The organism is Paenibacillus monticola, from assembly GCF_009664975.1.
In the GTDB taxonomy this organism is placed as follows: domain Bacteria; phylum Bacillota; class Bacilli; order Paenibacillales; family Paenibacillaceae; genus Paenibacillus_AQ; species Paenibacillus_AQ monticola.
This window is the reverse complement of sequence record NZ_WJXB01000001.1, coordinates 259,883-282,195: the sequence shown is the minus strand read 5'-3', so window position 1 is coordinate 282,195 and position 22,313 is coordinate 259,883. Positions and strand designations below refer to the sequence as shown.

Annotated in this window: 19 protein-coding genes; 2 read left to right on the top strand and 17 right to left on the bottom strand. The window is 47.2% G+C overall.

From position 1 onward, the window contains the following. Nucleotides 1-28: 28 nt before the first annotated feature. From GJB61_RS01245 to GJB61_RS01185, 13 genes are all read right to left on the bottom strand, one after another. The gene (locus GJB61_RS01245) at nt 29-1,360 is read right to left on the bottom strand and encodes a sensor histidine kinase (protein ID WP_195724187.1); all 1,332 of its coding nucleotides are present in this window, start codon (nt 1,358-1,360) and stop codon (nt 29-31) included. Further along, nucleotides 1,341-2,033 (bottom strand): response regulator transcription factor, encoded by a 693-nt coding sequence (locus GJB61_RS01240; RefSeq protein ID WP_154116351.1) that lies wholly within the window; start codon nt 2,031-2,033, stop codon nt 1,341-1,343. Before GJB61_RS01240 ends, GJB61_RS01245 begins: the two co-directional genes overlap by 20 nt. Before the next feature lie 108 nt (nt 2,034-2,141). Then, nucleotides 2,142-3,461: an amidohydrolase family protein gene (locus tag GJB61_RS01235; protein WP_154116349.1), complete on the bottom strand. Its 1,320-nt coding sequence runs from the start codon at nt 3,459-3,461 to the stop codon at nt 2,142-2,144. A 10-nt stretch (nt 3,462-3,471) separates the two neighbouring features. Next, nucleotides 3,472-4,734 carry a Zn-dependent hydrolase gene (locus GJB61_RS01230; RefSeq protein WP_154116347.1) on the bottom strand — a complete coding sequence of 421 codons (1,263 nt, stop codon included), beginning with the start codon at nt 4,732-4,734 and terminating at the stop codon, nt 3,472-3,474. Beyond that, nucleotides 4,731-6,014: an imidazolonepropionase gene (hutI, locus tag GJB61_RS01225; protein WP_154116345.1), complete on the bottom strand. Its 1,284-nt coding sequence runs from the start codon at nt 6,012-6,014 to the stop codon at nt 4,731-4,733. Before hutI ends, GJB61_RS01230 begins: the two co-directional genes overlap by 4 nt. 1 nt (nt 6,015) lies before the next feature. Beyond that, entirely contained in the window at nt 6,016-7,695 is a 1,680-nt protein-coding gene (gene hutU, locus GJB61_RS01220) for a urocanate hydratase (protein ID WP_154116343.1), read from the bottom strand. Nucleotides 7,696-7,723: 28 nt separating this feature from the next. Beyond that, nucleotides 7,724-9,268, bottom strand: coding sequence for a histidine ammonia-lyase (gene hutH, locus GJB61_RS01215; protein ID WP_154116341.1), 1,545 nt, complete (start codon nt 9,266-9,268; stop codon nt 7,724-7,726). A gap of 128 nt (nt 9,269-9,396) precedes the next feature. Next, nucleotides 9,397-9,861 (bottom strand): hut operon transcriptional regulator HutP, encoded by a 465-nt coding sequence (gene hutP / locus GJB61_RS01210; RefSeq protein ID WP_154117268.1) that lies wholly within the window; start codon nt 9,859-9,861, stop codon nt 9,397-9,399. Between the two features lie 252 nt (nt 9,862-10,113). Further along, nucleotides 10,114-11,055, bottom strand: coding sequence for an aldo/keto reductase (locus GJB61_RS01205; protein WP_154116339.1), 942 nt, complete (start codon nt 11,053-11,055; stop codon nt 10,114-10,116). Between the two features lie 375 nt (nt 11,056-11,430). Then, nucleotides 11,431-12,516, bottom strand: coding sequence for a Gfo/Idh/MocA family protein (locus GJB61_RS01200; protein ID WP_154116337.1), 1,086 nt, complete (start codon nt 12,514-12,516; stop codon nt 11,431-11,433). Beyond that, the gene (locus GJB61_RS01195) at nt 12,513-13,451 is read right to left on the bottom strand and encodes an AraC family transcriptional regulator (RefSeq protein WP_229521397.1); all 939 of its coding nucleotides are present in this window, start codon (nt 13,449-13,451) and stop codon (nt 12,513-12,515) included. The genes GJB61_RS01200 and GJB61_RS01195 overlap by 4 nt, the downstream gene beginning before the upstream one ends. Further along, nucleotides 13,444-14,436 (bottom strand): Gfo/Idh/MocA family protein, encoded by a 993-nt coding sequence (locus GJB61_RS01190; RefSeq protein ID WP_338115633.1) that lies wholly within the window; start codon nt 14,434-14,436, stop codon nt 13,444-13,446. The genes GJB61_RS01195 and GJB61_RS01190 overlap by 8 nt, the downstream gene beginning before the upstream one ends. Nucleotides 14,437-14,717: 281 nt before the next feature. Continuing rightward, nucleotides 14,718-15,686 (bottom strand): AraC family transcriptional regulator, encoded by a 969-nt coding sequence (locus GJB61_RS01185; protein WP_154116335.1) that lies wholly within the window; start codon nt 15,684-15,686, stop codon nt 14,718-14,720. Nucleotides 15,687-15,854: 168 nt separating this feature from the next. Here GJB61_RS01185 and GJB61_RS01180 point away from each other — a divergent pair, with 168 nt between their 5' ends. Continuing rightward, nucleotides 15,855-16,805 (top strand): SDR family NAD(P)-dependent oxidoreductase, encoded by a 951-nt coding sequence (locus tag GJB61_RS01180; protein WP_154116333.1) that lies wholly within the window; start codon nt 15,855-15,857, stop codon nt 16,803-16,805. Nucleotides 16,806-16,943: 138 nt separating this feature from the next. Here GJB61_RS01180 and msrA read toward each other — a convergent pair whose 3' ends face one another. From msrA to GJB61_RS01165, 3 genes are all read right to left on the bottom strand, one after another. Continuing rightward, nucleotides 16,944-17,942, bottom strand: coding sequence for a peptide-methionine (S)-S-oxide reductase MsrA (msrA, locus tag GJB61_RS01175; protein WP_154117266.1), 999 nt, complete (start codon nt 17,940-17,942; stop codon nt 16,944-16,946). A 7-nt stretch (nt 17,943-17,949) separates the two neighbouring features. After that, complete coding sequence (locus tag GJB61_RS01170; protein ID WP_154116331.1) at nt 17,950-18,237, bottom strand: hypothetical protein; 288 nt, start codon at nt 18,235-18,237, stop codon at nt 17,950-17,952. A 115-nt stretch (nt 18,238-18,352) separates the two neighbouring features. Further along, nucleotides 18,353-18,574 carry an S-layer homology domain-containing protein gene (locus GJB61_RS01165; protein ID WP_229521395.1) on the bottom strand — a complete coding sequence of 74 codons (222 nt, stop codon included), beginning with the start codon at nt 18,572-18,574 and terminating at the stop codon, nt 18,353-18,355. A 556-nt stretch (nt 18,575-19,130) separates the two neighbouring features. Here GJB61_RS01165 and GJB61_RS01160 point away from each other — a divergent pair. Beyond that, nucleotides 19,131-20,015, top strand: a complete 885-nt coding sequence (locus GJB61_RS01160) for a stalk domain-containing protein (RefSeq protein ID WP_154116327.1) — start codon at nt 19,131-19,133, stop codon at nt 20,013-20,015. 94 nt (nt 20,016-20,109) lie between these two features. Here GJB61_RS01160 and GJB61_RS01155 read toward each other — a convergent pair whose 3' ends face one another. After that, nucleotides 20,110-22,311: an alpha-galactosidase gene (locus GJB61_RS01155; RefSeq protein ID WP_154116325.1), complete on the bottom strand. Its 2,202-nt coding sequence runs from the start codon at nt 22,309-22,311 to the stop codon at nt 20,110-20,112. Nucleotides 22,312-22,313: the final 2 nt, after the last annotated feature.

Here is a 22,313-nt window from a genome sequence, read left to right as displayed (position 1 = left end):
GGGCTAGCCTTATAATTACGCTAATCTATCAGGTTGTTGCCAAATGTGAAACAATCGGCAGAGCAATGAAAAATGTACTTCCAATACCCACTTCACTTTCGACCCAGATGGTACCACCATGCGATTCTACAATCCACTTTGCAATCGACAACCCTAAACCCGTGTGGCCCTGCGTACGATTGCGAGATTCATCTACCCTACCGAAACGCTCGAACACTTCCTGCAGCTTAGCTTCCGGAATTCCAATACCTGTATCCTGGATCTGCAGGGTCAACAGGTTACCCTTCACTGTGGCCTTCATCATGATACGATCTCCTGCAGCAGTATATTGTACAGCATTATCCAAAAGGATCACGAACAGCTGTTGAAGTCGTTCCTGATCAGCCCTCACAATAACTTGTGTATTTGCCTTTAGCACAAGCTTAATCGCTTGCTGCTGTGCAATAGGCTGAAAATTTCGGAACGCCCGTTCTAATTCTCCATCCAACGAGAATTCATCATATGTAAGATCCACAACAGCTGCGTCAGCTTGTGCCAAGCTCAATAAATTCGAGATGAGACTCGTCATGCGTCGAACCTCATCCTTCATATCATCCATCACCTGCTTGCCAAAAGGGGAAAGTATATCCTCTGTTTCATTCTCCAATACCTCAATAGACGAATGCAGCACTGTAAGCGGCGTGCGCAACTCATGAGATGCATCAGCAGTAAACTTCTGCTGCCTAACAAAGGAATGAATGATTGGTTTCATGGCACGACGAGACATCACGTAGGCAAAAATAATGGAAACGACAAGAAATAAAACAGAAATGATAATCTGGGTATGAGTTACTTGTTCCAACAATCTTTGCTGCTCTGTAATATCAATACCTGCTATTATGCTTCCCACGTAGAGACCTTCTCGATAGACGGCTCTACCCGCCAAGAACAGATGGACATTCTCTTTATCAATATCATAGATATGATGAAGAGTCTGTTTCTCTTGAGGAATCCAATCCTTTACATTCTCCTTGATATCATTTGCCAGATCCTCATCTACCGCATCTGTTCTAATAATCTGCCCTTCAGGATCAATCAGCATGTAAAAGGGACGCAGGGGCGTTTCGATCTCGCCAGATGGACTGTTTGTCTCCTCCTTGCCTATATAATATTTGCTAGTACTTGTCTTATGGTTATAAGTAAGCATTTCATTTGAGTGCTCCTGTATTTCACTAGTTACCACGGCTTCCAGCTTTGTTTTCTGTTCCTTATAGATAATAGAAGATAATAAAATGTAACTTGTCACATTCATTGATAACAAGAATACGATCATTAAACCAGCAAAAAAAGTGGTCAGCCTTTTATTCGTTTGTGCAAACAACAGATACCTCCACTTTGTACCCCATGCCGCGTACATTGTTAATATGCATCTGCCCTTTTGTGCAATCAAGCTTCTTCCGCAGCTGTTTGACCAAAGCATCCAAGGTATTACTATTCACTTCCGAATCGTATCCCCATATTCGCTCGATAAGCAAGGATCGCGGGAGTACCTTACCCTCATTTCTCATTAAGAGCTCCATTAACTGGAATTCCCGGGTAGTTAGTGTAACCTGTTCATCATTGCACTGTAGGCTTCTTTCATTTAATAGTAATCTATAAGGCGATATCCCTATCCAATCGTCCTGAATCGGTTGCACCATACGCCGAGAGATGCTGCGGATTCTAGCAAATAGCTCTGAGAATTCAAACGGTTTAATCACGTAATCATCAGCACCTGCATCCAGCCCACTGATCCGGTCATTCAAGGTATCTTTTGCAGTAAGCAAAATAATTCCTCCAGCGTACGCATCCTTTCTTAACTGCCTGCAGAGCGTGACACCATCCATTAGCGGCATCATCCAATCCAGTAGCAGCAGGTCATAGCTTGTAACACTAATATAATCCAATGCTTCAAGTCCATTCTGTACCCAGTCCGTCGTATGTCCTTCCTTGTTCAGCATATGCACAATGAGCGGCCCCAGTCGAAGATCATCTTCCGCTAATAGAATACGCATTGCCCTCTCCTCTATAAATACATTTTTTGATATTGATGTTCACTACACGTGAGTAGTTATATTTGTTAGTATAAACTCCATTTCTGACAATTAAATGAGAAACAAGTGCTATCTCATATCCCATTTCGCAAATAGCTGGTCCACCCGTCCGCCGATGGAAGACTCGGATACAGTTTGTAGCTTTCCATGCTCAAATACGATCCGACCTGCAACAACAACAGTGGAGACAGCCCCAGGCTGCATGGCATAGGTCATGTTGGCAAACAGTTCTTTTTTCGGTGCCAGGGAAAGATCGTTAATATCGAGTGCGACGAAGTCGGCGTGTTGTCCAGCTTGGAGAGATCCGATGGGCATCCGCAGTATTTCACCGGCGTTAGAGGTCCCCATCTTGTAGACCTGCTCAGCGGTGATGCAGGTACCGTCCAGACGGTTGACCTTTTGCAAAAGCGCACACATGCGCATCTCCTCATACACACTGATCCGATTGTTACTGCACCCACCGTCCGTTCCAAGTGCCACTCGGACTCCAGCTTTAACTAGGTCCGGGATACGGGTGACGCCGTCTGCCAAGAACATATTGCTGGACGGGCAATAAGCCAGCGAACCGCGTCTTTGACCTATCAGCTCAATTTCAGAATTCGCTAACCACACCAAGTGAATCGCAATCATTCGCTCATCTAATACACCTAAGGAATCCAGGTAATGAACAGGTCGCAGTCCATAGTCGCGGACGATTTCCTCCACCTCAAACATTTCCTCAGCCACATGGATATGAAAAGGTGTATCCAGCTCCATCGCTAGACGATGTCCGGCCTTAATCATCTCCGGCGAAGCTGCATGTGGACTATGTGGAGCCGGATGAATCGTGACCATGAAGTTGCCCTGATACTTTATAGCTAATGACCTTGTCCGCTCTACCGCTTCTGGTACCGTTTCGCGGTAGGCGAGTGGTGCACCCGCCCAATCATACAGGGTACGCGCAAAGACTAGACGAATGCCCAGATCCTGGGCAGCTCTGATCACAGCTTCATCATGCGCGGTGCCGCCATTATGGACATAGAAGAAATCACTTACCGTCGTGACTCCATAACGCAGCATTTCCCCAAAAGCCAGCAAAGCACCGGTGTAAATAGCCTCCTCATCTAGCAGTGGCGTAAAGCGGTACAATGCTTCATCCCGCCATTCCAAGAAGGGTTTATCGATGGCGATTCCCCGCAACAAGCTTTGAAAAGAATGATTATGCGCGTTGACCGTGCCGGGTACGATCGCTTTTCCAGCCCACTCTATGTGTTCAGCCTCTGGATAACGGTGCTGTAGTTCTGCACGGTCACCAACATCCATAATCATTCCGTTGTCTATCAACAGAGCTGCATGCTCCTTAAATCCATCCTCGATATATGCATAATCAGCAGAATATAATTGGCGCATTAGAATCCTCCTAACGGTTCAGTTGTTGATCTAGAGCCAGAATGGACTGCAGCAGTACGTTACCAACCTTCTCGATATCCTCTATCCGGCTTTCCTCTTCCGGACAATGGCTTTTTCCGCCAAGACTAGGCACGAACAGCATCCCTGCCTTAGTCAAAGAGGCCATATGCGTAGCATCATGACCAGCCATGCTGCCTAGCTGGAGAATGGGATGTCCCAGCTCCTGCGCCTGTTCCGTACAGACGGCTATAACGAAGGAATCCATCGGCTCCGGTACTTGATCAAGAATTAACCGGCGTTCCAAACGGATGCCTCTTCTATCGGTAATGGATAGGGCTAGCTTGCTCCAAGCCTCCAAGATCTCCTGAATCTGTGAGCGTCGTTCCCCTCTGACCTCCAGATGAAAGATTACCTTTTCCGGGATAATATTAGCCGCATTCGGTTCATTGCTGATCTTACCAATCGTGCCCACAACCTCATCCGCAGGATGATTGCGGCAGACCGCTTCGAAGGCAAGCATGATCTCGGAGGCTCCCATCAGCGCATCCTTCCGGTCCACCATCAATGTCGTCCCCGCATGGTTCGCTTCCCCTATTACCGTGATCTCTTCACGGTAAATACCTGTTATGGCGCTCACAATACCTACAGGGATGTCACGGGCCAGGAGCCTTTTCCCTTGTTCGATATGAACTTCGAGAAATGCTGCTAATTCCTCCGGCTTGCGTCGCGATTTTTCGAAATGATCCGGATCACCACCCGCCAACCTAAGCGCATCTGTTAGCAAATCCCCCTGCTCATTGTGCACACCAGCAAGATCCTTTTGGCTCAATTTACCGGATATGGCTCTACTCCCAAAGGTCGAAAGACCAAAGGGATTCGGTTCTTCGGCGCTAAAAGAGACCCATTCCAGGGGATGGCGGGTAGCAATCTTGTTGTCTTCCAGTACAGTCATAACTTCCAGCGCTAACAAGACCCCCAGAGCACCATCATACTTCCCCCCATTGGGAACCGTATCGATATGGGAACCGAAGGCAATCACGGGGAGAGCCGCCTCTGAGTCGCCGCTTCTGAACGCCCAAACGTTCGCTGCTTCATCCACCCTGACTTGCAGCTGTAAATGATGCAGTTTATCTCTCAGCCATTCCCGCGCGCTCAATTCAGCTGCTGTAAAGGTTGTGCGCTCTAGTCCGCCGGTAACTTCATTCAGCCCAAACATGGCAAGATCCCGGATGTTGTTTTGCAGTCGTTCTGCATTTATGCGTAATGTATTCATCCGTATACCCTCTTTCCGTTCTGAATGACAACCTCACCCTTCTTGAGCACGGTATCGACTAAATTAACCGCATAATGGTACTGCAAATAAAGGTAATTAGGCGCATCAAACATCACGAGATCGGCTTGTTTTCCGACTTCAATACTGCCAATAACATTGGCTCGGTTGATCGCATGAGCAGCATTAATCGTACAAGCGCTCAGCACCTCGGCCGGAGTCATTTTCATGGTCAGACAAGCCAAATTCATAATAAAAGGCAGCGATTCTGTTGGTGAGGAGCCGGGATTTCGATCTGTGGACAGCGCGACCGGTACACCGGCATTAATCATCGCCCGCGCGGCGGCTGGCTGAACCATGAGGAAAAAGGCCGTGCCGGGCAGCAGGACGGCGATCACCCCATTCTCCGCCATGAGCTTAATGCCTTCTTCGGAAGCATGCAGCAGATGATCGGCCGAAACTGCACCCAGCTCAGCAGCCAGTTCTGCACCTCCGTAAGGTACGATTTCGTCGGCGTGGATTTTAGGCTTCAGCCCCCACTTTTTCCCGGCCACTAGGATCTCGCGGGATTGCTCAACTGTAAATGCTCCTTCTTCACAAAAGACGTCACAGAATTCTGCCAATTCCTCACGGGCCACCGCCGGAATCATCTCCTCAATCACCGTCCGCACAAATCCTTCTGTGTTCCCTTTAAACTCTGCCGGCACGGCATGGGCTCCCATAAACGTAGACACCAGATCTACCGGATGGGCAGCATTCAGCTGGCGGGCTACCCGAAGCTGCTTCAATTCGTCCTCTATTCGCAGACCATATCCACTTTTAGCCTCAATCGTCGTGACTCCATATGCCAGAAACCGATCCAGCCGCTTGGTAGTTTCGGCGATTAGCTGCTCTTCTGTAGCTTCACGGGTACGCTCTGTTGAATACAAGATTCCGCCGCCAGCATTCAGAATATCCATATATTTAGCGCCCTGCAAACGCAGGTTCAGCTCGAACTCCCTGGAACCGGCAAAAACAACATGGGTATGTGGATCGATCAAACCTGGTGTAACGGTTTTCCCTTCCGCTGAGAGCACCAAGACTTGCTTACTCATGGAGTGACTCTCAACATAACGGAAAGCATCCTCGTTACTGCCGACAAAGGTGAACATTCCGTCTTCAATGACTATGCCGCCGTCTTCGATAAGGTCAAGCTCATCCATCTCCTTACCTGTCTTCGGCTTCGTGCTGGCTCCGCTAAGGGTGGCGATCTGGGCTGCGTTACGAATGTAGATCATACTCATCCTATAGCTCCTTCCCAGCATCGCCGAGCATAGGCATCACTATTCCATGATGTCGGGCCGTTTCCACGGCTAACGCATAACCTGCATCCGCATGACGAATCACACCCATACCCGGATCTGACGTCAACACCCGTTCCAGTCTGGTCTCCGCGTCCTTCGTTCCATCTGCGACAACAACCATCCCGGCATGCTGTGAATACCCCATGCCTACACCACCGCCATGGTGAAGCGATACCCAGCTGGCACCCGCAGCTGTATTTACCAGAGCATTTAGAAGAGGCCAATCGGAGATGGCATCACTGCCATCTTGCATGGCTTCGGTCTCCCGGTTCGGAGAGGCTACGGAGCCTGCATCCAAGTGATCCCTGCCGATGACAATCGGCGCAGATAATTCGCCTGTAGCGACCATGTCATTGATTATGCGGCCGAATTTGGCTCTTTCGCCATAACCCAACCAGCAAATACGGGCCGGAAGCCCTTGAAAAGAGATTTTCTCCTGAGCCATAGTAATCCACTTCTGCAAGCCCGCATTCTCGGGGAATGCTCTGAGAATAGCTTCATCCGTCTTATAGATATCGTTCGGATCTCCCGACAAGGCCACCCAACGGAAGGGCCCTTTGCCCTCACAAAATTGCGGGCGAATATAGGCTGGAACAAAGCCAGGAATGCTAAAGGCCTGCGCAACTCCTTCGTCGTAAGCCACCTGCCGAATATTGTTGCCATAATCAAAGGTGACCGCTCCTAGACTCTGGAACGTAAGCATCGCTTCCACATGACGGGCAATGCTTTTTTTAGCTAGCTTTACGTATTCTACCGGATGTTCTTCTCTCAATCGTTTGCCTTCCTCCACGGTGTAGCCTACCGGTAAATAACCGTTTAATGGATCATGGGCCGAGGTCTGATCGGTCAGAATATCTGGAACAAAACCCCGGGCAAGCATCCGTGGCAGCAATTCGGCGGCGTTGCCAATCAAGCCGATGGAGAGCGGGCGGCCCTCGCTTTTGGCAGCTTCAGCTAGGGTAATCGCCTCTTCCAGGGTTTCAACCATGAGGTCGCAATATCGGGCCTGAATCCGCTTCTCAATACGGGTCTGATCTACATCTATTCCGATAAACACACCTTCATTCATAGTTACAGCTAACGGCTGAGCACCGCCCATCCCACCTAATCCAGCGCTGAGCGTAATCGTCCCCTGCAGACTGCCTCCGAAATGCTGCTTCGCACACTCCGCGAATGTCTCATACGTACCTTGCACAATCCCTTGAGTCCCAATGTAAATCCAGCTGCCTGCGGTCATTTGCCCGTACATCATCAACCCTTTTTGATCAAGCTCATGGAAGGTGGCCCAATTCGCCCAGGCCGGCACCAGATTGGAATTAGCCAATAACACGCGCGGCGCGTCCTTATGTGTGCGGAAGACGGCAACCGGTTTGCCGGATTGAATCATTAAAGTTTCATTATCTTCTAAGACTTTAAGCGTGTTTACAATAGCGTCAAAGCTCTCCCAGTTACGGGCGGCTTTGCCGATTCCGCCGTAAACGACCAGTTGATCGGGATGCTCCGCTACCTCTGGGTCCAAGTTGTTCATCAGCATACGCAGTGCAGCTTCCTGCACCCAACCTTTAGTATTCAACTGGTTTCCTCTTGGAGCGCGGTACACTCTCTCTGCATTTAAGCCCATAATCTGACGATCTCCCTTCTAGGATAAGTTAAGAATGAAATGGAACCATGACGAACAATTCCTCCAACACACCCGCTTCTTTCATCCAATCTGCGATCTTCGCAAAATCATTAGACAGCACCCGATCCTCATCGAGAAAAGGTACCCACTCCCGGCAGCGCTCATACAGCCACTTCGTTCCTTTGCCCAACAGTTGCGGGTCACGAAAGTCGATGGCTTGTGCTCCACACAACAGCTCGATAGCTAGCACGGCATAGGCATTATCCACAATTTGTTTCGCTTTACGCGCTCCAATCGTGCCCATGCTGACATGATCTTCCTGATTCCCTGAAGAAGGAATAGAATCCACACTAGCCGGATGAGCAAGTGATTTGTTCTCCGAAACGACGGATGCCGCCGCATATTGAGCAATCATAAAGCCCGACTGCAGTCCGCCATTCTTAGTTAAAAAGGGAGGCAACCCTTCATTCAGATGCGGATTGACCAACCGTTCAATTCTTCGCTCAGCGATGTTCGCCAATTCCGCTGCACTTATGGACAGATGATCCATCGGCAACGCAATCGGTTGACCATGAAAGTTGCCCCCTGAAATTACCCGCTCCTCATCTGCAAAAATCAACGGATTGTCGGTCGCCGAGTTAATCTCAATCAACAGCTTTTCGGCGATATAAGCTAAAGCATCCCGACTGGCCCCGTGCACCTGCGGAATGCAACGAAGGGAATAGGCATCCTGCACCCTTAGTTCTCCTTGCCCAGTCATCAACTTGCTGCCAACCGTCATATTACGGATATTATCAGCCACTTCTTTTTGACCTTTATGAGGACGGATAACATGTGTGGCCGGGTCAAAAGCATCCCGAACAGCCCGCAACGCTTCGCAAGTTAAGGCAGCCGTGCAATCGGCCCAATTCGCCAGGTTCATGGCATCCCAGCAAGCAATCGTCCCGACTGCAGTCATAACCTGCGTTCCGTTGATCAGGGCAAGGCCTTCCTTGGCCTCAAGAACAATCGGCGCTAAGCCCGCCTTCGCCATGGCCTGCCCACCCGGCATACGAACACCCTGATAGTAGGCTTCGCCTTCACCAATCAGAACCAGCACCATATGTGATAACGGAGCCAAGTCACCACTTGCGCCCAAGGAGCCTTTTTCCGGGATTACCGGCACAACGTTCCGATTGAGCATTTCCACCATCAGCTGAATCACCTCCAGACGAATACCGGAGTAGCCGAGGGACAACGCATTCACTCTTAACAGCAGAATGGCGCGGACCACTTCCTCCGGGAACGGGGCACCAATGCCACAGGAGTGGCTGCGAATCAGGTTAAGCTGCAGCACCTTCGTATCTTCAGGGGAGATATACGTATCGCTGAATTTACCGAAGCCGGTGGTCAAGCCGTAAACTACTTTTTTCTCCAACAGCAGCTTCTCTACATACTTCCGAGTGTGATTGACCTTGCGGCAGCTTTCCTCGCTGATCTCCACAGTTTTGTAATACCGTGCTACCTTAACGACCTCTTCTATTGTTAATGAATGGCCATGGATAATGGTTGTGTTATTGGCTATTTCCAACATGATCCTCACCTGCTTTACGAGTAATAGAAAAAGCCCATACCCTAATAAGAGGTACCGGCTTCTATATCACTAAAAAACTAAATTACGGCTTATTCTTTGTTAAGGCTGCTTCTCCAGGCAAATACCTTCTAAATATGATTAAATCCAAAGCCAATGGCTTCATGCTCAAATCCCTTTTTGGGAGCGCCAATCGTGCCATAAGCACACACTGCAATCCATTCTCCTTCATGCTCCACTGCACCGGTCATCTTACCCCTGACTATGGCAAAAGTGAGCCCTACTGTACGCAAGATATCACCGAATTGCACGACACCACGGCCGATACTTTGAATAGCTTCAATAATAGCGTGATAGAGTGAATGCACTTCCCGGTACTTATTACTGTCAATAATATTGTTGTTCTTCGCAGCCGTTTCGATCGCCGCAATCACCTTAATCATGTCCATAGCACCCACCCTGCCAATCGTATAGCGGAAATCCTGAGACTTTAACTCCTGCTCCACGACCTTTTTCCATTCATGCTCCTGCAGAACGGCCAGAAGAATAGCTAATTTACCAATAGGAAAAGATGTTGAACCTGATGCTTCCTGCATGTTGGAGCGCTCCTCTATTCTTGGAATCCGTCTAGTCTGGGCGACTGGGCTTACGTTAATGTATGCCGATTGTTTCATGAAGTGCTTGCTCGTATAGGCATAAAAAAAATGCAACCGAAACAAGGAAACGCTCTTTCCCTAATTTCTCAGCTACATTCTGTTGACTAAAAACTAACTATCGCTGAGTAGAATATATACTCGCCTCAGTGGTTTGTCAATATTTGTGTGATTTTTCATGACATATCCCTTTTATTAATATCGACCGCCATGCGCGGCATTTTTCGGATTAACGAGTTCTAAGCGTGCTAAATCCTCAGTAGTTAATTTAAGTTCAACGGCTCCGGCATTTTCCTCCAAATACTTCACACGTTTTGTTCCTGGAATGGGCAGTGCACCGTTTGCCATGACCCAAGCTAATGCTAGCTGTGAAGCAGTAGCGTTTTTTTCTGCAGCCATATCTTGGATCTTGTTTACCAGTTCCACATTTCTCTGGAAGTTCTCACCTTGGAAGCGCGGTAAATGCCGGCGAATGTCATTCGCTGCGAAGTCCTCAAACTTTTGCAACTCACCCGTAATAAAACCTCGGCTTAATGGACTGTACGCCACAAAAGTAATACCCAGTTCATTTACAACAGGCAGTATGTCATCCTCAACGTCTCGACTCCAAAGCGAATATTCCGTCTGCAAGGCAGAGATCGGATGTATCGCATGGGCACGGCGAATGGTAGAGGCGTCTGCTTCGGACAAGCCTAAGTAACGAACCTTTCCGGCAGCAACCAGTTCAGCCATTGCACCTACTGTATCTTCAATAGGAACATTAGGATCAACCCGGCGCTGGTAATAAAGATCTATATATTCTAAACCTAAGCGACGTAGGCTGTCATCCACTGATTTCCGCACATAGTCCGGATGACCATTAATCCCTTGGAAATTAGGTCCGAAAGCAAACTTCGTAGCTATTACAGCCTGGTCGCGGCGACCTTTCAAAGCTTGACCCAGTAACTCTTCATTATGCCCATTTCCATATACATCTGCAGTATCCAACAAGGTAACCCCTAATTCCAAAGCACGGTGAATCGTATGGATGGAATGCTCGTCATTAGTCTCACCATACAGCCCTGGAGACATTCCCATCAAACCTAAACCAATGGATGAAACAATCAATTCACTATTGCCCAGTTTACGAGTTTCCATTATCTATAACCTCTCTTTCGTTTCTCAGAATTGTATTTGCTGTTTCCGGCCTCACAAGCACATTGTAGTCCTTAAAGTGCACTTTAAGGCAAGTGTTTTATTTACGCCCCTCTGAGGTTACTCGTTTGGGTAAGAGTCTAGACAAGATGAAACGGCTTCGCCGTCCTTTTATGAGCGGCACCCGCTTCTTCGAGAAATATAAGGATAAATTATTGCGTGAAGCATATAAATTCTTATATTTCAAAAAAAGTGACCCTGCCAACGTTCGGCAGGGTCCAGATATATATTATAAGGGGGTTATGTGTTTAATATATACCCCTTAGCTTAACCTAGTATGAAGGCACTATGAAAATTGGCTTAATTATCGAAAGATTACTATTCATTCAAATAAACAGCCTTGCCTGTGCGAGCAGATTCATAGAGGGCTTCCAAGATCTGCGAAACGACATAAGCCTGTTCGGGAGTTACCACAGGTTCCTTGTCCTGCTCTATAGCTTCAATCCATTTTCTCATCTCAATGTCAGGGGCGCTTTCTTCGAGACCCTCGTAGAAGGCCACGCCACCCGCACTAAGTTCAATTTCTTTGGTATATAAGCGACTATGTGCTTCTCCGTTGATGCGCAGTCCGTTCTTCATATCAGCGCCTGCTGCAGTCCCGCTTAAGCTGCATTTCGCTTCATCCACATCAAGCGAATTAAGCGCCCAGCTGGATTCGAGCATAATGGTCGCCCCATTCTCCATGACAATCATCCCGAAGGCCGAATCCTCCACGGTAAATTGTTTGGGGTCCCAAGGTCCCCAGGCGTTGGCGGCGTTCTCTTTTTGCGAAAGCTCGTGATGGGTAGTGCCCAGAACAACCTTTGGCCGATAGTTATCCATCATCCACAACGTTAGATCCAGCGCATGAGTGCCAATATCAATTAACGGGCCGCCACCTTGCTTATCCTCATCGAGAAAGACTCCCCACGTCGGCACGGCTCTTCGTCTGATCGCATGTGCCTTGGCAAAATAGATAGATCCCAGCTCGCCAGCCTCACAAAGCTTCTTCAGATACAAGCTGTCTTCTCTAAAGCGGTTATTGTAGCCAATCGTTAGCTTCTTCCCTGTACGTTTCGCAGCCTCAACCATACTTTTGGCCTCAGCAGCGCTCTTAGCCATCGGTTTTTCGCACATGACATGCTTACCCGCTTCCAATGCAGCAATTGAAATCTCTGCGTGGGAGATATTAGGCGTAAGCACATGCACAATATCAATGGAAGTATCCTGCAGCAGCTCTGTATAATCTGCATAGATGCTGGCCTCATTGCCCCCATACTTCTTCGCAGCTTCTTCAGCGCGTTCCACGACAATGTCGCAAAACGCCACAAGCTGAACGTTCTTCTGCTTGCTTAAACTTGGTAAATGCTTTCCGTTTGCTATCCCGCCACAGCCTATAATCCCTATACGATATACTTTGCTCATCTTAATTCACCCTCACTTTTTATTTGCTGCTGCTTGTTGCGAAATGTAGCTGGAGTCATGCCCAGACGCTTGCGAAACACAGTATGTAAGTAATTCGCATTCGTAAACCCCGCTGATACGGCAATTTGCTCAAGGGGGAAGGCGTTCTCTTCCAGACTGTGGCATACCGCCTGCAAGCGAAAGTCCTCGAGCACCCGGCTGAACGGTCGTTCAGGATTGATCTGTTTAAAAATTCTTTGCAGCTGTCTAGTGCTGATATGCAGCTTTTCCGCCACATTCTCTATAGTGACCACTGCCGAGTGATTCGCCTCCATATACTGCAAAGCATACTCATACCGATAAGTTGACATATCCCTGACCGGTGCTTCTGCACGAATTCCACCTGTATCATAGGCTCTGGCAGTCTTCAATAAAATACTGATCACCAGCTGTTTAATAGAGGTGTAATATCCAATCAGCTTGCTGTCACAGGCGATATACGCTTCCAAAAAGCACTTCATAGCTTGATGATAGTCTTGTGCAGGAATCAAGGGCAGTCCACGAAGTTTCCCAATGACCTCATCTGCTTCAGCAACCTCCCAAGGATCAACGCTCTCCCGGTGCTTTTCCGCAATATCGACATGAAGGCACAGTTCGTCCATGGACTCTGCGGAGTCAGCTTCCTGATAGTGTACAACGCCTGGTCCCGTCAAATAGAGCATTCCCTCAGACAAGGGGTACATATGCCCATCAAGAATAACCTTACCCTTGCCTCGTGGAATAAAATGAAATTCGAACTCGGCATGATTATGGAAGTCAACGCTCCTGCCTGCCGGGAAAGACGTCAAATGGAATCTCAGCACCCGGATCTCATAATGACCCCAGAGTATGGAAATATCCAACCTTTCTAGAATATCCCGCTTCTCAAACATGACCTCGAAAGGAAATCTACTCAAGGGCCAACCGAACCATCCGACCTTCAGTGGCCGAGATATTCGCTGCCTCCATTAATCGAGTAAGCTCAACAGCGGTTTCAATATTATCAACAGCTAATGTATGGTTCTGGATATGGCTGACCCATTGATGAAAGGCGCTCTCCCGATTGCTTAGCAGAGATTGTTCAGTCCAGACATCCGCTGTCTCCGGTACTAGCTTAGTTCTGAGCAGCAGCTTCGGCTCTGGTGTTCCGAATAAAAGCGTACCTTCGGTTCCATGAACCTCAATCGCAAATGGAGAATGACTATTCACAAAACCCGCTTCCACTACGCCAATCGCCCCTGAGTCCGTATGCAAGGTTACAACCGCATTATCTTCGACTTCCTTACCTGTGACATAGCCGAAGTTGGCGCTTACACCCGTTACTGCTTGACCTAAAAAGAGTTTAGCCAGATACATAGGGTGACAGCCCAGATCAATTAAAGCGCCTCCCTGGCATTGTTCCAGATTATAGAAATGAGCGGGCAACCAATCGGCGATCGCCCCATCATGAGACAAGCGAACTCTAACGTAAGTGATTTGGCCAAGCAAACCTTGATTTAAAATATCCTGAATAGTTAAGGTATACCCATTATTTAAACGAGGTAAGGAGACGGTCAGCTTGACCTGGTTCTCCGCAACAACTGCCATAATATCATTCACATCCTGCAATGTTGCAGCTATAACCTTTTCCGTGAAGATATGTTTGCCTACTTTGGCGGCCGCAATGATTACCTCTTTATGCCGGTTGGTAGGTGCATCTACAATCACGGCATCCACTTGGGCTAGCATTTCTTGGAGGGAATCATAAAAAGGAACATTCAGGCTCTCAGCCGCCTTTTTCCCACGTTCACTATCTTCATCCCAGACTGCAGTCATCACTGTATCTTCATGCTCTTGAGCTTGCTTGGTGTAATCCCAGGCATGGACATGCCAAAAGCTGATCTTGCCTATTCTAATGCTCACCAGTCTTTACCTCCAATATATATTATTCTGACATCCATCTATAAGGTAACACATCACAAGGGTAATTTTTAGTAGGAATATACGACAAATAGTGTGTACTATTACGACATCATTTGTTTATCTAGATTAGAATGCTTGTGCAGGCTTGGACAAAAAAAGTGACCCCACCAACGTTCGGCAGGGTCAAAGTTTATATTATAAGGGGGTTATGTGTTTAATATATACCTCCTAGCTTAAGCTAGTATGAAAGACTTATGAAGGTTTGCTTAATTTAATTGATGCTAACTATTTTCTAATGTTTCTACTGCAACATTTTTTTGCAACGCTTTTATATCTTTAAAAGGGGACTGTCCAAAGAGTCTCCGGTATTCTCGGCTAAATTGCGACGAATTTTCATAGCCAACTTCCAAAGCAGCAGTCGTAACATTCAATGAACCGCTCAGCATGAGACGTCTTGCTTCTTGAAGGCGAAGTTGCTTCTGATACTGTAAAGGCCCCATTGTTGTTACTGCTTTGAACTTGTGATGCAGTGCCGAGACACTCATATTGGTTAATTTTGCGAGATCCTCAACGGTAAATGGGCGAGAGTAGTTTTGTTTGATCCATTCGATGGCTTTACCAATCCCGTCGCCTTGCTGATCAATGAACACCTGCTGCAAAAAGAAGTGCCCATACTCTCCCATCAGCAAATGAAATATCATTTCGCGTTTGATGAGTGAAGATAGAAAGTGAGCTTCTTGGGGTTTATCGATTAACTTCAGTAACCGGATAAATAATTCTAAAAGGTCTGCATCCGATTTTCCAACATAGGCTCCGGTGTTCAGCTTTTTATCTTTGGGTTTAACATTAATTCCAGCCTCCATCACTACAGAAGCGATTTCCTTCGTCGTAAAATCAATACGTAGACCGATATACGGTGACTGCTTATTAGCTCCAATAATTTGCGCGGATGCCGGGAGATCAATTACAGATACCAAGTAATCGCCTGCATGATAATGAATAATATCTTGGCCAAGGTGAAGTTTCTTCGTTCCTTGTAGAATCAGACAAAAAGAAGGAGTCAAAACACCGGGAATCATTGGGATTTGGTGACTGTAACGTGCAACCGAAAAAAAAGGAATTATAGTTTGCATTCGGCCCTCAGTATGCATAATCTTCTCTGTCATACCTAAGATTCGATTCAATTCCATGGCATGAATGGGATTGTTTTCTCCAGATGATGTGCGGAAATCAAATTGTTGTTCCAGCATTTTTTTACCTTCCTTTTGTACATTTTAAAAACAAAGTATCGCATCCTCTTGCAGCTTTGAGCAAGTTATAAGCAGAAATCCACTATTTCGGTTCGCTGATTCGAGCAATAATATACTTAAGAACGTTCAAGAAAACGTTCACGGACCAAAGGAAAGAAGGAAATCAAAATGTCTGAAACCACACTTATCACCACACCTTTCGATGCCTCGTCCACTGCCAACGATGTTGTAGCCGGTATCGATCTCACCAACCGCAAAGCCATCGTTACCGGGGGAGCCTCTGGAATCGGAATTGAGACGGCCCGTGCCCTCGCCAAGGCCGGTGCCCAAGTAACACTGGCAGTTCGTAACCTCGACGCAGGCAAACGCGTCGCCGAAGATATTGCTGCAACTACCGGCAACCCACTCATTAAGGTGGGATTGTTAAATCTTATCGATCGGATATCAGTGGCCTCGTTTGTGGCCTCGTGGGATGGGCCGCTGGATATATTGATCAATAACGCAGGTGTTATGGCAACACCCGAGATGCGAACGCCTGAAGGTTGGGAACTTCAGTTCGCGACCAATCATCTGGGACATTTCGCGTTGGCTAATGGCCTGCATGATGCTTTGATGGCGGCAGGCGGTGCTCGTGTCGTGTCGGTTAGCTCTGCGGGCCATCTCCGGTCACCGGTCATGTTCGACGATATAAATTTCCTGCGTCGTCCTTACGATCCATTTCTTGCTTACGGGCAATCCAAAACGGCTAATGTACTATTCGCCGTAGAAGCTTCAAAACGCTGGGCCTATGATGGTATAACAGTTAACGCATTAATGCCCGGTGCCATTCGTACTCCTGGGGTTGAAAACTTACAAATCACCGCTGAGCAGATCGCCCAGTTGGAGGCGACTCGAACAAGCGGTTTGAACCTCCTATGGAGGACACCTCAACAGGGAGCAGCTACCTCTGTGCTACTCGCGACTTCTCCTCTGCTCAATGGTATTGGTGGCCGATATTTCGTGGATTGTAACGAGGCTGGACCCAATGTAACTGGAACTCAAAGCGGCGTCGCTTCTTATGCCCTTGATCCCGAAGCAGCCGCGCACTTATGGCAGGTATCAATGGATGCGCTGTCCTAACCTGTTGTTCGCCGCACTCCGACCCTCAGAAAGTTGTTCAATGAGCATAGAATATTAGAAAAATCGTTTAAACATTCAAATCATTCTGCCCTTGAGCACGAAATGATTTGATCTGTTTAAACGAATGTATATTTATACTTATTCCTCAAATGATATTTTTTTATTAATCGGAATATCAAATAGCTTCAGATACCGTCCGAGCCCTCTCTGTTCCAGCTCTTCTTTCGCTATAAACCGCAATGAGGCAGAGTTAATTCGGTAATGCAGCTTCGTGGGTTCTGGACCATCGTAGAATACGTGTCCGAGATAAGCTTGGCTTAATCTGCTGCGTACAGCCGTCCGCACTTGACCCTGGCTATAATCCGCTTCCTTGCGGATCAGACCCTCCTCGATTGGCTTGGTGAAACTGGGCCATCCGGTGCCAGAGTCGAATTGATCTTTTGAACTAAACAACGGATCTCCATTAACCACATCCACATATAGACCTTCCCGCTTGTTATCCCAATACTCATTCTGGAAAGCAGGCTCCATCCCCTTATTCTGGGTGATTTCATATTGCAGCTCAGATAACTGTTCGCGCAGTCGCTTCTTGTCCTCTTTGTTATTCCAGACCTGCTCCGTAAACTCGTCACGCCCCGAACCTTTCTGATAGAGTTTGTAATTCGTAAGGTGAGTCTTATAGTAATTCTGGTGAAGCTCTTCAGCGGGATAAAATGGTCCTGCCGGCATAATCTCTGTCACAATAGGACCTTTGAACCTCTTGCTGACCTTCTGCGCTTGCTTGGAAACCTCTGCTTTCACCCGTTGCTCCTCATTGTGAACAAATATCACGGTCCGGTAGGAATAACCCCGATCCAGAAATTGTCCCCCGTTATCAGTAGGATCAATCTGCTGCCAATAGATCTCCAGCAAACGATCATAAGGAAAAATATCCGGCTGAAACGTAATCTGAACCGCCTCTACATGCCCTGTTGTTTCCGTGCCTACCTCCTCATAAGTTGGATTCACCGTATGTCCACCTGTGTAACCTGAAATGATGGAGATAATGCCTGGCAGTTCATCAAATGGCTTGACCATACACCAAAAGCATCCTCCGGCAAAGGTAGCTAGTTGTTCACCAGAATCTTTTTCATTCATATGCTGCTTATTCATCAAGCTTGTCCAGTTCAGTCTCTAATTCAGTGATCCTTTTATTAGCTGCGTCGATCCATGCCTGCTTCCCAGCCAGTAGTTCCAGCAGATGTCCCTCCTCCTCAGAGTGAACCTCCGGGTCGTAGCCTGGAGAAGTCTGCAGAGCATTCAGCATGGACTCGTAACCTTCAGCTACGCTTTTGGTCTGGTCTATTTCTTCTTGGGTGGCCTTTATTTGATATTCAAGATAGGAGATGTCGGATGCAGCCGATGCACTGGTTGAGCGTTGTGAGTAGGTCATAATCCTCTTCCCTTCTGTGGCAATTCTTATCATACATGTTACTACCAAGCGTAAAAAGAAAAAAGCCCCCCATAAGTTCATTGAACTTAAGAGAGGCTTTCGGCAATGAGGGGGATTAGATCAGTTCTGATTTCTTCAACAATCTTTGTACAATCGCAGCCACTTCAGCTCTTGTAATAAAAGCCTTAGGTGCCAGGTTACTTTCATTTCTTCCGGTCACAATGCCTGACTGTAAACAATCAGAAATGCTGCTCTGGGCCCATTTGGACGCATCTGCTGCATCCGAATAGGGAAGTAAGGTTTCCGCTGTTGCTTGAGCAGGGAGCTTAGCCTTCAATTTCTGTCTCACCCTCGCGATCAACGTACAATTGCTAGTGGACTCGTCTCCTTTCACGTAAGGCTAACATTACTCTTAAGGGTCTCTAACAAACGTCCCCCTTCGGTTAATACCTATCATCCTATTTTATGAGCCAAAACCATACAGGCTTTCTTTCTCATTTTTCAAATTAGTTTCTAGAATCCCAAACTCCAACATTGAGGATTATTGCCGCGTTCTACAAGTACCGATAAGAAGCTTTACCTATTTGAAATGAGAACTATCCCACCTTTATACCGAAAGGGTACAATGACGAAGAAAAAGAGGCCTTTCATCAGTTCAGTGAACTAACGAAAGGTCTCTTATATTTAACACAATTTGCTCTTTAACCCCTCCTCGATTTATTCCCCTTGTTCCAGGGAATTTAATAAAATTAAAAATACCTAAAGAATAACATTATAGATGTCGATAGTAACAATGCACTATAAATTATACAGAAAGGAAAATAAATGAATTATTGAGATTTGCAGTACATAGGAAAAAATACCACATGATGATTTAGGAGGATTTAATTTTTATGAATATTACGAAAAAAGTATTTGTCTCTTCCATTTTGGTTACCGGATTATTATGCGGGGCCGTTGGCGTCTATGCTTCAAACGGGGTTTCTGTAGTACAAGCTTACCTTAATAGTACGATTAAGTTTACTGTGAATGGCTCTTCCTGGACTCCTAAAGATGCTAATGGAAATAAACTCTCGCCTCTTGTCTACAATGGTTCTACCTACCTTCCCGCCAAGGCAGTCGGTGAAGCAATGAATGCAACAGTTCTATGGAATGGCAGCAGTAAAACTGTTGCAATTACAACCACGGGCAGTGATACTGCCGGAGAACCTTACAACGACGCTTCGCCAACTACAACAACTACATCAACACCAACTGCAACAACAGCACCTACACCAACAACGAATGTTCCGGCACCTCAGCAAAACAACCTTCCAAGCGGAGTGCTCTCATTGCCTGCTAATTTTGATATAAATGCTTCGGGTGAAAATGAAAAAAACAAATCCGTAGCGTTGGCTTTTGTCCAAGCTTACGGAAATGCCCTAATCTCCGGATCAAACGCCGGTCTAGATACTTTGGTTGATAAATATCTGATTGATGATATCGGTGACTATAATATGGAGTACAAAAAAAATGCAAAGGAATATTTAAGCCGGAGTGTTGCCTCATATCGCCAAACCGATGATACTGCCACAATGACGAAATATGCGGGTCTTTTAAAGATTGCACCACTTAGTGATGTGAAATTTAATAAGGACTTCTCTGATAAATCCCCTTACTTTGCTACCTTAGGCTACAAAGTAACGTTACCCGGTTATATATATAGCTTTATTATCTATTTAAGTTTTGAAATGGACAGCGCAACCAACAGTTATATTCTGAAAGCAGTTAAATTCTAATAAATTTTTAACCTTAAAGAAGGAATGCTGCCTCATCGAGGCCAGCATTCCTTCTTTAAGTATGGTCTGTCGTTCCTGGAGTAACTACTCACGTTTACTCCTGAACGACCTTCACATTCCAGCATTGGCTTACATAATCATGATGAAATTGGGGAAGGTGGAGGCCTGACTGCATGAGGCGATCTCCTCTGTAGAGAATTCCCAAATCCTCAAAGCTGTAGGTCCATTCGGGATTGAGCCCTTTCAAAGCCAGCCGTTTAAGTGGAGCATTCGGAATCGCCAGCACTTGGAAATAGCATACCAAGGCTTCTCTGCGGTCTTCGGAAACAAACATCCACGCCGTTTCATTTCCGCTGCCCTCAAAGGGACTTCTTAACCGATATAAATCACCTTGCTGCACCAGGGACCGTATATCCTTGTATACAGATACCTGCCTCCGAACAACAACTTTCTCTTCCTCGGTAAAGACAGTCAAATCAAGCTCATAGCCAAGGTTCCCTGACATCGCTACGTCTCCACGCGTCTTAAGTGGGGTTACCCGACCTACCTGATGGTTCGGCACTGCTGATACATGGGCGCCCATCGTACTAATCGGATACACAAGGCTGGTGCCATATTGAATCTTGAGTCGCTCCACCGCATCGGTATCGTCGCTCGTCCAGGTCTGCGGCATGTAATACAACATCCCCGGATCGAAGCGACCTCCTCCGCCAGAGCAGCTCTCAAACAATATTTCCGGGAATCTTTCCGTCAACCGCTCCAGCAGCTCGTAAAGTCCAAGTATATACCGATGTGCGGTCTCAGACTGCCGTTCCGCGCTTGCCAATACCGATCCGATCTCTGTCATGTTCCGATTCATGTCCCACTTGATGTACGTAATAGGAGCCGCTGAGAGGATCCCGCTTAAACGTTCAAACAGATAGTCACGTACATCTTGGCGTGACATATCCAGAACCAGTTGTTTCCTAGCCTCCGTCTGCCGCCGTTCTGGAGCGTGCAGACACCAGTCCGGATGCTTCCGGTACAGGTCGCTGTCGGGAGAAATCATCTCCGGCTCGAACCAAAGACCGAACTGCAGTCCTTGACGTTTGACCCGGTCTGCCAGATCCGCTAGACCCTTAGGTAGTTTGTTGTGATCTACAATCCAATCTCCCAAGGAGCTGGTATCATCATCCCGTTTGCCAAACCAGCCGTCATCTAAGACGAAGAGTTCAATTCCAAGATCTGCGGCGCTTGTTGCGATAGCTTCAATCTTCTCCGCGTTAAAATCGAAGTAAGTCGCTTCCCAGTTATTGACCAGAATGGGACGCTCTCGATCGCGGTGGATCCCTCGGCATAGACGGGTCCGGTACAACTTATGGTAAGTACGCGACATGCCGCCCAAGCCTTCCGATGAATATACCATTATGGCTTCAGGTGTTTGAAAGCTCTCCCCAGACAACAGGAGCCAGGAGAAATCAAAAGCGTTAATCCCGATGGATACTCTTGTCGTATCGAATTGATCCACCTGAGCCTCCGCTTCGAAGTTACCGCTGTACACAAGGCTAAATCCGTATACATCGCCTTGATCCTCATCCGCATTCGGCCGGAGCAACGCAATAAATGGATTCATTTGGTGACTGCTGGAGCCTCGGCGGCTCGCGGCAGATGTTCCTCCATGCCCTATGGCTCGTCTTTCAATATGGCGCTCTCTAGTCCACGAACCGTGCAAGCATAACCATTCGAAATCCGCATCCTGAAAATCTACGCTGGCGCTTAATGCTCTCAAGAGACGACAGGCTTCCTTGCCGCGGTTGATGAAGTTCACGGATCTAGCAATAGCGTTAAATGTCTCGAATATCGTGTAGCTTAAAACAACGGTAAGTCCAGAGTTGTCATCACTCAGCTCTAGTTCAAGCGTCTGCACCTCATCTCCGTCTTCTGCATAGACCGCTGGCAACCCTGCGAGCGGCTGCTTCCCTTTAAGTATGCGGTGAGCTACGTATCTCAGCTCGGTCACCCGCGTACCGTCGTTTAGCTGAACCTGATAAGCCGGAGTTCGGAAGTCACCCGTTCCATATTGCGGGTATTCCTGAGGCAAGGTATCCAAGGATATGCTATTGTCCTCCGGCACCGAATTAGGGATGAAGGAGCATCGTTCTACGTGCTGAATCAGTCCTGACAAATCCCCCTGCTCGCTTAATCGTTTTCCCCAGTACGCATGTGCCGGGTAACCATGAGCCATTTGAATTACGTAGCTCATATCCCTCGACTGAAGATGGAACAACCCCTCTTGTTCATGATAAAAGATAGCCATAA

Bases quoted from the DNA above. Each gene is read 5' to 3' on its own strand.
- GJB61_RS01240 (WP_154116351.1), bottom strand. From the start codon at position 2,033: ATGCGTATTCTATTAGCGGAAGATGATCTTCGACTGGGGCCGCTCATT.
- GJB61_RS01235 (WP_154116349.1), bottom strand. From the start codon at position 3,461: ATGCGCCAATTATATTCTGCTGATTATGCATATATCGAGGATGGATTT.
- GJB61_RS01230 (WP_154116347.1), bottom strand. From the start codon at position 4,734: ATGAATACATTACGCATAAATGCAGAACGACTGCAAAACAACATCCGG.
- hutI (WP_154116345.1), bottom strand. From the start codon at position 6,014: ATGAGTATGATCTACATTCGTAACGCAGCCCAGATCGCCACCCTTAGC.
- hutU (WP_154116343.1), bottom strand. From the start codon at position 7,695: ATGGGCTTAAATGCAGAGAGAGTGTACCGCGCTCCAAGAGGAAACCAG.
- hutH (WP_154116341.1), bottom strand. From the start codon at position 9,268: ATGTTGGAAATAGCCAATAACACAACCATTATCCATGGCCATTCATTA.
- hutP (WP_154117268.1), bottom strand. From the start codon at position 9,861: ATGCAGGAAGCATCAGGTTCAACATCTTTTCCTATTGGTAAATTAGCT.
- GJB61_RS01205 (WP_154116339.1), bottom strand. From the start codon at position 11,055: ATGGAAACTCGTAAACTGGGCAATAGTGAATTGATTGTTTCATCCATT.
- GJB61_RS01200 (WP_154116337.1), bottom strand. From the start codon at position 12,516: ATGAGCAAAGTATATCGTATAGGGATTATAGGCTGTGGCGGGATAGCA.
- GJB61_RS01185 (WP_154116335.1), bottom strand. From the start codon at position 15,686: ATGCTGGAACAACAATTTGATTTCCGCACATCATCTGGAGAAAACAAT.
- GJB61_RS01180 (WP_154116333.1), top strand. From the start codon at position 15,855: ATGTCTGAAACCACACTTATCACCACACCTTTCGATGCCTCGTCCACT.
- msrA (WP_154117266.1), bottom strand. From the start codon at position 17,942: ATGAATGAAAAAGATTCTGGTGAACAACTAGCTACCTTTGCCGGAGGA.
- GJB61_RS01170 (WP_154116331.1), bottom strand. From the start codon at position 18,237: ATGACCTACTCACAACGCTCAACCAGTGCATCGGCTGCATCCGACATC.
- GJB61_RS01160 (WP_154116327.1), top strand. From the start codon at position 19,131: ATGAATATTACGAAAAAAGTATTTGTCTCTTCCATTTTGGTTACCGGA.
- GJB61_RS01155 (WP_154116325.1), bottom strand. From the start codon at position 22,311: ATGGCTATCTTTTATCATGAACAAGAGGGGTTGTTCCATCTTCAGTCG.